Genomic DNA, 13,775 nt, shown 5'->3' with positions numbered 1-13,775 from the left:
GAAATGAAAGTTGAGGAAACATATTTAAAGGGGTGTTATGTAATTACCCCTCGAGTTTTTAAGGATGAAAGAGGCTGGTTTTTTGAGAGCTTTAACAAAAAAGTTTTTGAAAAAGAAACTGGTGTTATTGCCGATTTTGTTCAAGACAATCAATCTAAATCTTCAAAAGGCGTTTTAAGAGGATTACATTTTCAGACAGGTGATTTTGCACAAGCAAAATTAGTACGTGTAATAAAAGGGAAAGTGTTGGATGTATGTGTTGATATTCGAAGAAATTCCGAAACATTTGGCAAACAGTTTTCCTTAATTTTAGATGACCAAGAACATAAACAACTTTATGTTCCTAGAGGTTTTGCTCATGGGTTTTATGTGATGGAAGACAATACTATTTTTTCATATAAATGTGATAATTTTTATAATAAAGCTTCAGAATCTGGAATTTTATACAATGATAAAACTTTAAATATTGATTGGGGAGGACCTGAAGACCAATTTATAATTTCAGAAAAAGACAGAACTTTAGCAACGTTTAATAATTTATTTGGATTATAATGCGTAAAAAAATCTTGGTTACTGGAGCTGATGGACAATTAGGCAAAACAATTAAAGAATTATATTCTAACAATAATTTAGAATTAGATTTTATTTTTGTTGGAAAAACAGAGTTAGACATTACAAATCAGAATAAAGTAGACACTTATTTTCACAACAACAAGTTTGATTATTGCATTAATTGTGCAGCATACACAAATGTCGAACAAGCTGAAAAAACACCAAAAGTTGCATATAAAATAAATGCCGAAGGGGTTATGAATTTAGCTCATAAATGTTTAGAAAACGATATTGTTTTAATTCACATTTCAACAGATTATGTTTTTGATGGTGAAAAAGAAGAACCATATACTATTAATGATATAACAAATCCAATTAATGAATATGGAAAATCTAAATTAGAAGGCGAAAAACATATACAACAGATTTTAGCTAAGTATTTTATTATCAGAACATCATGGCTATATAGTAAGAAATACGGTAATAATTTCTATAAATTTATTGTTAATAAAGCTAATACAGTAAAAGAACTTTCCATAACAACCGAACAAACAGGGTGTCCTACAGATACAGTAAGTTTATCTAGTTATATTATTAATTTAATAGATAAAAACGATAAATCGTTTGGCCTATATCATTTTTGTGATAAAAAAGCTATGACATGGTATGCATTTGCCAAGCAAATATTATTAGAGAATAATTTGAATCATAAGACAAACCTTATTAAAACAGACAATTATCGTACTTTTGCAAGACGGCCAAAAAATTCTGTTTTAGCAAATTAAAAAATAAATTTATTATATATAAATTAATAAAAAATGCAAAAAAAAGTAGCGTTAATTACGGGAGTTACAGGACAAGATGGCGCTTATTTAAGCGAATTCCTGTTAAAGAAAGGATATGAAGTTCATGGAGTAAAAAGACGATCCTCTTTATTTAATACAGATCGGATAGATCATTTATACCAAGACCCACATGTAGAAGACAGGAACTTCTTTTTGCATTATGGAGATTTAACAGATAGTACAAATTTAACTAGGCTAATACAAGAAACTCAGCCAGATGAAATTTACAATCTTGCAGCAATGAGTCATGTACACGTATCTTTTGAGATGCCAGAATATACTGCAAATGCAGATGGTATTGGAACATTACGTCTTTTAGAAGCTATTAGGCTTTTGGGAATGGAAAAAAAGACAAGAATATATCAAGCATCTACATCAGAGTTATATGGTAAAGTTCAGGAAGTACCCCAAACGGAAACAACTCCATTTTACCCAAGAAGCCCTTATGCAGTTGCTAAAATGTATGCCTATTGGATAACAGTAAACTATAGAGAGGCATATGGCATATATGCTTGCAACGGTATTTTATTTAATCATGAGTCCCCAATAAGAGGAGAAACCTTTGTAACTAGAAAAATTACGAGAGCAACATCAAAAATAGCAATGGGTTTACAAGAAAAAATATATTTAGGTAACCTAGATGCGCAAAGAGATTGGGGGCACGCCAAAGATTATATTAGAATGATGTGGATGATTCTTCAGGCAGATGAGCCAGAAGATTGGGTTATTGCAACAAACAAAACCACTACCGTTAGAGACTTTGTAAAAATGTGCTTTACACACGTTGGAGTGGAACTAGAGTTTAAAGGAAACGGTGAGGAAGAAAAAGGATTTATAAAAAGGTGTAGTAACCCTAAGTACCAATTAGAAATTGGAAAAGAAGTTATTGCTGTTGACCCAAAATATTTTAGACCTACTGAGGTTGAATTACTTATAGGTGATGCAACTAAGGCTAAAGAAAAGTTAGGATGGGTTCCTAAATATGACTTAAAAGCTTTAGTTGATGATATGATGATTAGCGATATTAAATTGATGGAAAAAGATAGTTTTCTTAAAAAAGGCGGCTATAAAATTATGAATTACTTCGAATAACTTAATTAATGAAGAACGTATTTATAGTTTGCCTTCTGTCTATTTTCCTTAATTCTTGCAATGCGCAAAAGTCAATTAAGTATGCTGGAATTGATAGAACATTAAGCTTACTACAAAATAGTACTAAAGAATCTCCAAATAATGTTGATATTTTATTTTATGGACAGTCAATTATTGGCGGCATGAAAACTAATATTTTAGTTGATTCTTTAAGAAATCTATATCCAAATACTAATATTACATATAAACATAAGCCTATTGGAGGTTTTACAATCCCTAGATTGATTAAAACTGCAGAGCATGATATTTTTCATGAGAATCCTGATTTAATTGTTTTTCATGCTTATGACGGTATAAAAGATGGGCTATATGATTCTTTAATAAAAAAAATAAGAAGTAAAATGACATCGGACGTATTGCTTTTAAATCATCATTATGTATGGAATGTCCCTGAATCTAAATTAAAGCACATAAACAAATCTCATGATTTTGATTCAAAGGAAATTCAAAAAATATCCAAAAAATATGATTGTGGTTTTGTAGATGTAAGAAAACAATGGGCAGAGTATTTAAATAATAGAAGTATTGGAGCAAATGAACTTATGGGAAACACAATTGACCCAAATGTGCATCCAAATGATAAAGGGAATGCATTGTTAAGGTCTATAGTTCTTAAAGAGTTTAAAAAAAGACCGAATTTTGAATATAATGAGGAAAAAGATGAAATTAGAAATTCTCAAAAAGAAATTAACACTAGCTTTTTTGGCACCCGAGTTGACCTTATAACTATTGAGGAGTTAAATAGTGGGGCTAAAATTAAAGTTTTAGTTGATGGGAAACGACCATCAACTTTTAAATCTAACTATTATATTTCTAGACCATCAAAAGGTTTTAAAAGTTGGATGCCTGCTATGCTAAATGTGTCGCTTGGAGCTACTTTTCCAGTGGAAGAGAAATGGACACTTGAGATTTATGACATAAATCGAGAAGAGGAAAACTTCAAATTCAAACTATATGGAAGTTTAACTGGTTTTGATGGAGACGGGGATTTAACTACTGATTTTATTTCAAACTCAAATAGAATTATAATAAATAGTGAAGATTTTATGCTTTTTCAGATAGAAGAAATAACTAAAAAAAATATTCCTGAAGGTTTTAAAATAGAGTTTTCAGTAATTTCATTAGTGAAAGATATTATAGAATTGAATAACAAAGAATCAAAATATACGCTATTTAGAGGTTTGCAAGCGAAAAACCATGATTTAAGTTTGGAGGTGATTTCTGGGAGCCCTTCAATAAAAGAACTTTTAATTTCACAGCCCTTTTTAGAAGCAAATGAATAAAACCGATAAAATATATATTGCGGGACATAGAGGCCTTGTTGGTAGTGCCATATTGGAAAACCTTCAACAAAAAGGATATTCTAATATTGTTACTAAAACACATAGAGAGTTAGATTTAACAAATCAAATAGCGGTAGCTGACTTTTTTAATAAAGAGCAACCAGAATATGTTATTTTAGCTGCTGCAAAAGTTGGGGGTATTATAGCCAATAATATATATAGAGCAGATTTTATATATGAAAATATGATGATACAAAACAATGTCATTCATCAAAGCTATGTAAGTCAAGTTAAAAAACTACTGTTCTTAGGAAGTACTTGTATTTATCCTAAAAATGCACCTCAACCTATGAAAGAGGGGAGCTTATTAACAGATATTTTAGAGTATACCAATGAACCCTATGCTATAGCTAAAATTGCAGGTATTAAAATGTGCGAGAGTTATAATTTGCAATACGGTACAAACTTTATATCGGTTATGCCTACAAATCTATATGGGCCGAATGATAATTTTGATTTAGAAAAATCGCATGTACTGCCAGCCTTAGTACGAAAAATTCATTTAGCAAAATTGTTGTCAGAATCTAAGTTTGATGAGGTAGTTAAAGATTTAGGGGTTAATAGTATTAGTGAAGCCAAAGCATATTTAGAAACTTTTGGCGTGTCTGAAAACAGTGTTGAAATTTGGGGCTCTGGCAAACCAAAACGAGAATTTCTTTGGAGTAAAGATATGGCAGATGCTTGTGTGTTTATTATGGAGAAAAGAGATTTCTCAGATACGTATAGTGATGAAGAAAAGGAAATCAGAAATACCCATATAAATATAGGTACAGGAATAGACGTATCGATAAAAGAATTGGCAGAAATCATACAAGACATAATTGATTTTAAAGGTCATTTAGTTTTTAATACCGATAAACCTGATGGCACTATGCGAAAACTAACAGATGTTTCTAAATTAAATAGTTTAGGATGGAAGCACACTGTTGAATTGAAAGAAGGAATAATAAAAATATATAAATGGTATGTTAGTAATAAGTAAAAACCTTGAACTCATAATAAAAGCATCACTTCATGCAGGAAAAGTCATTATGGATGTTTATGATGCACCGTTTAATGTAGAAATTAAAGATGATAAATCACCATTAACTGAAGCGGATAAAAAAGCAAATGATGTAATAAATACATACTTAAAACAAACAGATATACCTATTATAAGTGAGGAGAACAAGCAAATTGAGTATTCCGTAAGAAAAGATTGGAACTCTTGTTGGATTGTAGATCCTGTTGATGGCACTAAAGAATTCATAAAACGTAATGGTGAGTTTACTGTTAATATAGCTTTAATTGATAAGGGAAAACCAAAGTTAGGTGTTATTTATGTACCAGCTACAAAAGTTATTTATGTAGCAGATGTAAACACTAAAATAGCGTTTAAAGCTATTTTACAATCCCATAATACTTCAATACAAGAAGTTATTGGATTAGCAAAAAAAATAGAACCTAAAGAACACCATAATAACTCAGTACAAGTCGTAGGTAGCCGTTCGCATATGAGTCAAGAAACACTAGACTTTGTTAATGAGCTAAAAAAAGACGGGAAAGAGGTAGCAGTAGTTTCAAAGGGAAGTTCATTAAAATTTTGTTTAGTAGCAGAAGGACAAGCAGATATTTATCCACGATTTGCACCAACAATGGAGTGGGATACGGCAGCAGGACAAGCCATTTGTAATGCGGTAGGAATAGATGTGATATCCAAAGAAACAAATCAATCTTTACTTTATAACAAAGAAAACCTTTTGAATCCTTGGTTTATTGTATCTTGAAAAGAATATATGGGAAAGTATAAAACATCTTCACATTTTAGGAGTATTTTAAAAGGAATTTCATGGCGAGTTATCGCTACAACAGATACTATTTTTGTTGTCTTACTTGTAACTTGCTTTTTAGGGAATTGTAGTATTGAAAATGCCATTAAAATTGGGCTCTCAGAATTTGTAATTAAGCTTGCTATTTATTATGCTCACGAAAGAGTTTGGCTAAATATATTAAAAAAACAAGCTCAAACAAGTCGTGAAATTTTAAAAAAAACAATTTCATGGCGAGTTATTGCTACAATAACTACTTTTATTATTTCTGGTATTGTTTTAGAATCATTTAATGAGATTGCTTTATATATTGCTGTTTCAGAATTAGTCACTAAATTTGTCCTTTATTATTTACATGAAAAACTATGGTTAAAGTTGCCATTAGGAAGAATAAGAAAATATTTTCTAAAAAAACAGGAGTCTAAATGAAAGAAAACATAACGCCTTATAAGCATTCAGTTACGGTAAAAGAAAGAAGACTTTTAAATAAACATAATTCTTTTTTAGTTTGGTTTACAGGATTATCAGGTTCCGGAAAATCTACAATTTCAAATATAGTTGAACAAGAATTAAGTAAACAAGGTATTAGAACGTATTTACTGGATGGCGATAATGTTAGAAATGGAATAAATTGTAATTTAACATTTTCACATGAAGATAGAACTGAAAATATTCGCAGAGTTTCTGAAATAAGTAAATTGATGATTGATGCAGGTATATTAGTAGTAGGAGCTTTTGTATCGCCTTATGAAGAAGACAGGGAAAATATTAAAAAAATTGTTGGAGAAGATAATTTTATTGAAGTTTTTGTAAATACAAGTTTAGAAGAATGTGAACGAAGAGATGTAAAAGGCTTATATAAAAAAGCAAGAGAGGGAGAAATCAAGAATTTTACAGGAATTTCAGCACCTTATGAAAACCCTATAAATCCAGATATAGAGATTAAAACAGAAAATGAAACCATATACGGTGCAGCAAAAAGAATTATAGAATTTATAAAACCAAAATTAAAGCTTCAAAATGAGTAAATACTATTTAAACTATTTAGACGAGTTAGAAAGCGAAGCTATTTATATTTTACGCGAAGTCTGGGCTCAGTTTCAAAATCCAGTAATTTTATTTTCAGGAGGAAAAGATTCTATACTGGTTACGCATTTAGCAAAAAAAGCATTTTACCCGTCTAAAATCCCATTTCCCTTAATGCATGTCGATACAGGGCATAATTTTCCTGAAACCATTCAATTTAGGGATGATATTATAAAAGAATTAGGCGTAGAGTTAATTGTAGGCTCAGTTCAAGAATCTATAGACGATGGTCGTGTTGCAGAAGAAAAAGGTAAAAATGCAACACGTAACGCATTGCAAATTACAACACTTTTAGATGCGATTGAAACTAACAAAATTGATTGTGCTATAGGTGGAGGACGAAGAGATGAAGAAAAAGCAAGAGCAAAAGAACGTTTTTTTTCTCATAGAGATGATTTTGGACAATGGGATCCAAAAAACCAACGACCAGAGTTGTGGAATATTTTAAACGGAAAACATTTTGAGGGCGAGCATTTTAGAGCCTTTCCAATAAGCAACTGGACAGAAATGGATGTTTGGAATTACATAAAACGAGAAAATATAGCAATACCATCTTTATATTTTGCTCATGAGCGTGAAGTGGTTTGGAGGCAAAACACATGGATTCCTAATTCGGAGTTTTTGGTTTTAGAAGATGATGAAGAGGTGGTAACTAAAAAAATACGTTTTAGAACCTTAGGAGATATTACTATAACAGGAGGTGATGAGTCTGAGGCAGATACATTAGAAAAAATAGCGCTTGAGGTTGCTGGAATGCGAAACACTGAACGCGGTAATAGAAGTGACGATAAACGTTCTGAATCTGCAATGGAAGATAGAAAACGTCAAGGATATTTTTAATTTTTTTCATTCCTATTAAAAACAATTATGATAGATAATAATCAATTATTAAGGTTCACAACAGCAGGTAGTGTAGATGATGGTAAGAGCACATTAATTGGGCGACTGCTTTATGATTCAAAATCTATTTTTGAAGATCAATTACAAGCTATAGAAAATACAAGTAAAAAGAAAGGACATGAAGGTGTCGATTTAGCTCTATTTACAGATGGATTAAGAGATGAGCGCGAACAAGGCATTACTATTGATGTGGCCTATAGATATTTTACAACACCAAAACGAAAATTTATAATAGCAGATACACCAGGTCATATTCAATATACACGAAATATGATTACAGGAGCATCCACTGCAAATGTTGCAACCATTTTAATAGATGCAAGGCATGGTGTAATTGAACAAACTAAAAGACATGCATTTATAGCTTCATTATTGCAAATTCCGCATATTATTGTATGTGTCAATAAAATGGATTTAGTAGATTATTCTGAAGAGGTTTACAACAATATTATTAGACAATTTGAAGACATATCTTCAAAAATGCTAGTAACAGATGTGCGTTTTATCCCAATGAGTGCATTAGATGGAGATAATGTAGTAAACAAATCAGAAAACATGCCTTGGTATCAGGGCGCACCCATGTTGCATACCTTAGAGACTATGCATATTAGTAGTGATATTAATAAAGTAGACGCTCGTTTTCCCGTACAAACTGTTTTAAGACCACAAAGTGAAGGCTTTATAGACTATAGAGGTTATGCTGGACGTGTGGCTAGTGGGATTCTTAGAAAAGGAGATGAGGTAACCGTTATGCCTTCAGGGTTTACCTCCAAAATTAAAAGCATAGACACTCTAGATAAAGAGTTAGAAGAGGCTTATGCACCAATGTCTGTTTCTATAACCCTTGAAGATGATATAGATATTAGTAGAGGCGATATGATTGTACGCTCTAACAACAAACCAGAAGCAATACAAGATATTGAAGTCATGTTATGTTGGTTGCATAATGATGCAGCAAAACCAAGAGCAAAATATACTATAAAGCACACTTCTAACAATCAAAAAGCGATGATAAAAGAAGTCGTTTATAAATATAATATCAATACTCTAGATCGTATAAAGGATGATAAAGAGCTTAAAATGAATGATATTAGTAAAGTTAAAATACGTACTACAAAACCATTAATGGTTGATTCTTATAGAGAAAACAGAACCACAGGAAGTATTATTCTTGTTGATGACGCAACCAATGAAACTGTAGCAGCAGGAATGATTGTTTAAATTGGCAAAAAATATAATTTATAAAGAAAATATTTGTTTTTAAAACAAGAGTTTGTTAATGATTTGCTCAGTGAATAATAATATAAAGAGGTTTAAAAAGTTAGTTTTTATAATTTTAATAGTTTTACAATCTTGTGCCAAAGAAAAAGAAATCTATTATTTGCCAACTCAAGTTTCTGAAAATAGTTTTAATGCAGTAATAGAAATACCAGCTGGAACAAATAAAAAGTACGAGTATGATAAAGAAAGCAAATCCTTTATCATTGATAAAAAAGACGGTAAAGAAAGAATTATTGACTTTTTGCCTTACCCGGGAAATTATGGATTCATTCCTTCTACATATTCAGATCCAAAAACAGGAGGCGATGGAGATGCTCTAGATGTATTGGTCTTATCAGAATATGTGCCTACAGGATCAGTGTTGGAAATTAAACCAATTGCCATATTAAAGTTAATAGACAATGGTGAAATAGATTATAAAATAATTGCAATTCCAAGTAATGTTAAACAGCAAATAATAAATGTTAACAATTACAATGACCTTGCTAATCGTTTTCCAGAAGTAAAAACAATTATAGAGTTGTGGTTTTTAAATTATAATAAGACTGATACCGCAACAATAGAAGGTTGGGGAGATGATAAAATGGCGTTAATTGAAATAAATAAAAGCAAAAGTTAAATGAAATTCAAATACTACATATGTCTGTGCTTCTTCTTAGCAACACATATAGTTTTATTATCTCAAAGTATTAGCGATTTTGTTTCAATAAGCCCAGCGACCCAATCAGAACAATTTGTTATTCCTGTTACACATAGGTTTCAAAAAATAATTGAAGTAGGTGATGACTTAACAATAGGGCAAACCATGCCTATTAGGCCAGATTTCACTGGATATGTTCCAATAGCTAATAGTAGCGTTCAAGGTTTTTTAAGTATAAATTCTGAAGCCAATCCAGGAGGAAATACCATACTTGATATAAATTTCAATAGCACAACTAAATTATGGCAAACAACTAACTCTCAAGCAACAAATTTTTTAACATACACTACAGTTAGAAATTGTTCAGGAACAGTAACGCCATGGGGAACTATAATTTCTTCTGAAGAAGCTAGTGTTTATGAAGACAACAATTTAGATGGGTATAATGATAATGGATGGAATGTAGAGATAGACCCTGTTAATAAAATCATATTATCTAAACTGTGGGCAATGGGTAATTTTGCTCATGAAAATGTAACTATACACCCTAACGAAAGGACAGCATATCAAGGTGCTGATTCTAATCCTGGGTATTTATATAAATTTGTTGCTAATTCCCCTCAAGATTTAAATTCAGGATTATTATACGTTTATTCTGGTTCTAAAGAAGGAACAGGAAACTGGATTTTACTTGATAACACAACGCAATTAGAACGTAATTCCACTTTGGCTCAAAGCTTAAATGTTGGAGCTACCGTATTCAATGGTATTGAGGATGTTGAGATTGGCCCTGATGGAATGGTTTATTTTGCTGTAAAAGGGGAAAATAAAGTCTATCGTTTTCAAGACTCAGATCCGATTACAGGAACGTCTTTGACCATGGAGACTTTTGTTGGAGGCAAGACCTATGATATTCAGCATCTCGATGGCACAACTACTGTATCTTGGGGTGGAGGCAATGATAATTTGGCTTTTGATGGAGAAGGGAATTTGTGGGTCTTACAAGATGGGGTTAATCATTATATTTGGGTTGTAGAAAGTGGGCATACTCAATCAAGTCCTAAAGTAAAACTTTTTGGTATAGCGCCTATTGGCTCAGAACCAACAGGTATAACCTTCACGCCCGATTTTAATTATTTATTCATGTCTATTCAACATCCAAATGTCTTAAATAATGCAAATCAAATTGATGCTGCAGGAAATGTAATTTCCTTTTCAAAAGGAATAACAATGGTTATTGCATTAAAAGGAAATTTAGGAGAAACACTTTCTTTGACTGAAGAAGCTATTAAATCTAATTTTAAAATATATCCAAACCCTGTTCATTTACTTCCTGACCTTTTAATTGAATATCAAGGCATTAAAAATGTGGAAGTGTTTTCAATTAATGGTCAAAAAGTATTCGAAAAACGGCATGATAATATTAATAAAACTTCAATTAATATAAATCATTTAGAATCAGGTATGTATTTTCTTCAAATAAATTATAAAGACAGGATAAAGTTTATTGTTAATTAATCAAATAGGTTTATTCAAATCTTGAAAGAGAAATTTAAATAATTCTCTTACTTTAGTTTATATTTGCGCTTCATCTTTTAAATTAGATATAGTATATTACAATGTCAACAGTATTTTCAAATAAAAAACACTTAAAAATTATTTTTGGAATACCAATATTTTTATTAGTGTTTGCTTATATTTTTCAAGGAAAATTTGAAAATAACACAGTTTTTGAAAACAGTTTTAACCCGTATTTAAAAACATTGCCAAGCAAATATATAAGTGCAATTAGCAATTCTAAAGAAAATTATTCTACTTTTTCTGTAACAACATTTCAGGATGGTGTAATTAGGGAGTTGATTGTCTTTAAAAGAACTCCTAATCAAGATCAAATAACCTCTGATTTTTTAGTAAAAATTATTCCTTCCAAAAACAAAAAGGATTCTTTAAATTTAAGTATCATCAATGATGCTGTGCTTTATAATTTTAGAGATAAAACGTATGCAGTTTTTAGAATACCATTGCCCTTAATTGATATTGAAAAAATTCATATTAACCAAAAACTAAAATATAAAAACCAAAAAGGATGGAGTGCAGTTTTAAGCACCCCTTTTCCTCTAATAGAAAAAATTATCCTCCCACAAAACAAGAGTTATATTAATAAAGACACTCCAAATTTATATAGCGCCCTTTATTTTGAAGAATTGAACAGGTATGATATTAAATCCTTACCTACATCATTAGCAGTTTCAGAAAATAGTCTTTTTCAAGTAAGAGAAAAAGTTAGCGACTATATGCTTTCAGAGAAACTAACATTAGGGAAAATAGTTAAACCAACATTGTTTTGGAATTTAACTAATACTAAAGACCAAAACCTAATTAATTTAATCAGTTTTTCAGGAATTAATAGTAAAGAGGCCATCAAATATTTGCAAAAATTTATAGATGGAAAAATTGATTTCGAATCCACATTTAATATCCAAAAACTGGCGTATTATCATGCATTTAAAAATCTTTATACAAGCGGTTGTAACGATGATTTTTTTCTTTTGTATAACGATATAAATAATAAGTTCGAGCCTTTTTTTGTTGCTTCAAAATGCTTAGGAGAACTAGGGAAATTTATTTCAAAACCTAAGATTCAAAATAATACTTATCTCAACACCTACATTCTTGCACTTAATGAAGTGTCCGAAATGGATTTAATAGAAAACAACATCAAAGGCAATAAAGCTCTTGAAGAGCGAGTAAGGTTAATGAATAAGTTTTTTCCTAAAAAAATATTTGATATTGACATATTGCTTACCAATCAAAAGATTATTAATAAAAGTTTAAGCCCTTCAACGGCAATAAAACCAGAAATAATTACAGTAAACAAAGACAGGATGATAGTGTCTATTTTAAATACAAGTAGTTATCCTGTATATATTACTGAACTTAATCATCAAGCAAAAAAGAACATTGCCTATATAAGCCCTAGGCCTCAAATTTTAAGTGGTCAAAAGGACACGATAGAAATAAGTTTGCCAAGAAGTTTTGAAAACTTGTTTGTTAGTAAGAAAAATAAAGAAATTGGTTTTTCATTACCCAAACATATTTATGAACTTTATATCGGATATTCTATCTTAGGATTAGAAGACATACAGTATTCTAATATTATCCCTTATCAAGCAAAACAAAAAGTAAAAGAAGATTTGTTTCGTGAGCCAATTAACTTAAAAGGGCATGATGGTATAGTGGTCAATAAAGAAAAAAAAGTAGTTACATTTTATAAGGATTCGGTAACAATTTCTTCTGCTTTAATGATTCCAAAAGGCTATCAGTTTAAGTTAAGGCCAGGAGCAAACATTAATATTGTAAAAGGAGGTAAAATAATTTCATATGGTCCTCTAAAATTCAATGGAAATAAGGAAAATCCAATTAATATTTATTCCTCAGACAGAAAAGGGCAAGGCCTTTTGGTACTTAGTGATGGTATGGAGTCTAATTTAAATTATGTAAACTTTAATCATTTAACTTTTCCAAAACATGGAAGTTGGAGTGTTACAGGTGCAGTCACGTTCTATGAGTCGCCCGTAAAGCTAAACCATGTTTCTGTTGAGAATAATAGTTGCGAAGATGCTTTAAATATTGTTCGTACCGAATTCACAATGAAAAATAGTAGAATTGCTAACACCCAATCAGATGCATTTGATGGTGATTTTGTAAAAGGTTTGATTATAAATTGTTCCTTTAATAATTTAGGTAATGATGCTATTGATGTTTCTGGGTCCGAACTTACAATTAAACAAGTTGTTGTTTCTGATGCAGGAGATAAAGGCTTAAGCGCAGGAGAAGATAGTAAAATGATTATTGATGGCGTACATATATCAAATAGTGAAATAGCAGTTGCGGGAAAAGATTTATCTGTTGTAGAAATAAAGAATTTAAAAATCAATAATACCAAATTGGGATTCACAGCATTTCAAAAAAAACCAGAATTTGGGCCATCAAACATTACTGTAAATGGAATTGTGATGCAGGGTGTTGAAACTAAATATTTAATAGAAAGATCTTCTTCTCTTTTTGTCGATGGTGTGAAAATTGAAACGTCTCAAAACGTAATAGATAGAATGTATGGTGCTGAGTTTGGTAGAAGTAGTGCAGAAACAAGAAACAGTCAATAAGT

General features: G+C 30.8%; 13 protein-coding genes. All 13 read left to right on the top strand.

Going from position 1 to position 13,775, the window contains the following annotated elements; genetic code table 11:
• The first annotated feature begins 3 nt into the window (after positions 1-3).
• Entirely contained in the window at positions 4-552 is a 549-nt protein-coding gene (gene rfbC / locus ABD941_RS07440) for a dTDP-4-dehydrorhamnose 3,5-epimerase (RefSeq protein ID WP_345273472.1), read from the top strand.
• On the top strand, positions 552-1,337 hold the full coding sequence (rfbD, locus tag ABD941_RS07435) for a dTDP-4-dehydrorhamnose reductase (RefSeq protein ID WP_345273471.1): 786 nt from the start codon (positions 552-554) through the stop codon (positions 1,335-1,337). Before rfbC ends, rfbD begins: the two co-directional genes overlap by 1 nt.
• A 33-nt stretch (positions 1,338-1,370) precedes the next feature.
• Entirely contained in the window at positions 1,371-2,489 is a 1,119-nt protein-coding gene (gene gmd, locus ABD941_RS07430; RefSeq protein WP_345273469.1) for a GDP-mannose 4,6-dehydratase, read from the top strand.
• 8 nt (positions 2,490-2,497) lie between these two features.
• Complete coding sequence (locus tag ABD941_RS07425) at positions 2,498-3,832, top strand: SGNH/GDSL hydrolase family protein (protein ID WP_345273468.1); 1,335 nt, start codon at positions 2,498-2,500, stop codon at positions 3,830-3,832.
• The gene (locus ABD941_RS07420) at positions 3,825-4,874 is read left to right on the top strand and encodes a GDP-L-fucose synthase family protein (protein ID WP_345273467.1); all 1,050 of its coding nucleotides are present in this window, start codon (positions 3,825-3,827) and stop codon (positions 4,872-4,874) included. The genes ABD941_RS07425 and ABD941_RS07420 overlap by 8 nt, the downstream gene beginning before the upstream one ends.
• On the top strand, positions 4,858-5,658 hold the full coding sequence (gene cysQ / locus ABD941_RS07415; protein WP_345273465.1) for a 3'(2'),5'-bisphosphate nucleotidase CysQ: 801 nt from the start codon (positions 4,858-4,860) through the stop codon (positions 5,656-5,658). Before ABD941_RS07420 ends, cysQ begins: the two co-directional genes overlap by 17 nt.
• A 9-nt stretch (positions 5,659-5,667) precedes the next feature.
• Positions 5,668-6,129, top strand: coding sequence for a DUF2061 domain-containing protein (locus tag ABD941_RS07410; RefSeq protein ID WP_345273464.1), 462 nt, complete (start codon positions 5,668-5,670; stop codon positions 6,127-6,129).
• Positions 6,126-6,728, top strand: a complete 603-nt coding sequence (gene cysC, locus ABD941_RS07405) for an adenylyl-sulfate kinase (RefSeq protein ID WP_345273463.1) — start codon at positions 6,126-6,128, stop codon at positions 6,726-6,728. Before ABD941_RS07410 ends, cysC begins: the two co-directional genes overlap by 4 nt.
• Positions 6,721-7,626, top strand: coding sequence for a sulfate adenylyltransferase subunit CysD (gene cysD, locus ABD941_RS07400; RefSeq protein WP_345273461.1), 906 nt, complete (start codon positions 6,721-6,723; stop codon positions 7,624-7,626). The genes cysC and cysD overlap by 8 nt, the downstream gene beginning before the upstream one ends.
• A 24-nt stretch (positions 7,627-7,650) precedes the next feature.
• Positions 7,651-8,907, top strand: coding sequence for a sulfate adenylyltransferase subunit CysN (cysN, locus tag ABD941_RS07395; protein ID WP_345273672.1), 1,257 nt, complete (start codon positions 7,651-7,653; stop codon positions 8,905-8,907).
• A gap of 70 nt (positions 8,908-8,977) precedes the next feature.
• Complete coding sequence (locus ABD941_RS07390) at positions 8,978-9,586, top strand: inorganic diphosphatase (RefSeq protein WP_345273460.1); 609 nt, start codon at positions 8,978-8,980, stop codon at positions 9,584-9,586.
• Positions 9,587-11,125: an alkaline phosphatase PhoX gene (locus ABD941_RS07385; RefSeq protein ID WP_345273459.1), complete on the top strand. Its 1,539-nt coding sequence runs from the start codon at positions 9,587-9,589 to the stop codon at positions 11,123-11,125.
• Positions 11,126-11,226: 101 nt separating this feature from the next.
• The gene (locus tag ABD941_RS07380; protein ID WP_345273458.1) at positions 11,227-13,773 is read left to right on the top strand and encodes a right-handed parallel beta-helix repeat-containing protein; all 2,547 of its coding nucleotides are present in this window, start codon (positions 11,227-11,229) and stop codon (positions 13,771-13,773) included.
• The last annotated feature ends 2 nt before the right edge of the window (positions 13,774-13,775 follow it).

It is taken from the genome of Flaviramulus aquimarinus (genome assembly GCF_039543205.1).
GTDB lineage: Bacteria > Bacteroidota > Bacteroidia > Flavobacteriales > Flavobacteriaceae > Flaviramulus_B > Flaviramulus_B aquimarinus.
Note: the sequence above shows the minus strand (reverse complement) of the source record. Positions and strands in the feature narration are given on the sequence as shown.

Bases quoted from the DNA above. Each gene is read 5' to 3' on its own strand.
- rfbC (WP_345273472.1), top strand. From the start codon at position 4: ATGAAAGTTGAGGAAACATATTTAAAGGGGTGTTATGTAATTACCCCT.
- rfbD (WP_345273471.1), top strand. From the start codon at position 552: ATGCGTAAAAAAATCTTGGTTACTGGAGCTGATGGACAATTAGGCAAA.
- gmd (WP_345273469.1), top strand. From the start codon at position 1,371: ATGCAAAAAAAAGTAGCGTTAATTACGGGAGTTACAGGACAAGATGGC.
- ABD941_RS07425 (WP_345273468.1), top strand. From the start codon at position 2,498: ATGAAGAACGTATTTATAGTTTGCCTTCTGTCTATTTTCCTTAATTCT.
- ABD941_RS07420 (WP_345273467.1), top strand. From the start codon at position 3,825: ATGAATAAAACCGATAAAATATATATTGCGGGACATAGAGGCCTTGTT.
- cysQ (WP_345273465.1), top strand. From the start codon at position 4,858: ATGTTAGTAATAAGTAAAAACCTTGAACTCATAATAAAAGCATCACTT.
- ABD941_RS07410 (WP_345273464.1), top strand. From the start codon at position 5,668: ATGGGAAAGTATAAAACATCTTCACATTTTAGGAGTATTTTAAAAGGA.
- cysC (WP_345273463.1), top strand. From the start codon at position 6,126: ATGAAAGAAAACATAACGCCTTATAAGCATTCAGTTACGGTAAAAGAA.
- cysD (WP_345273461.1), top strand. From the start codon at position 6,721: ATGAGTAAATACTATTTAAACTATTTAGACGAGTTAGAAAGCGAAGCT.
- ABD941_RS07385 (WP_345273459.1), top strand. From the start codon at position 9,587: ATGAAATTCAAATACTACATATGTCTGTGCTTCTTCTTAGCAACACAT.
- ABD941_RS07380 (WP_345273458.1), top strand. From the start codon at position 11,227: ATGTCAACAGTATTTTCAAATAAAAAACACTTAAAAATTATTTTTGGA.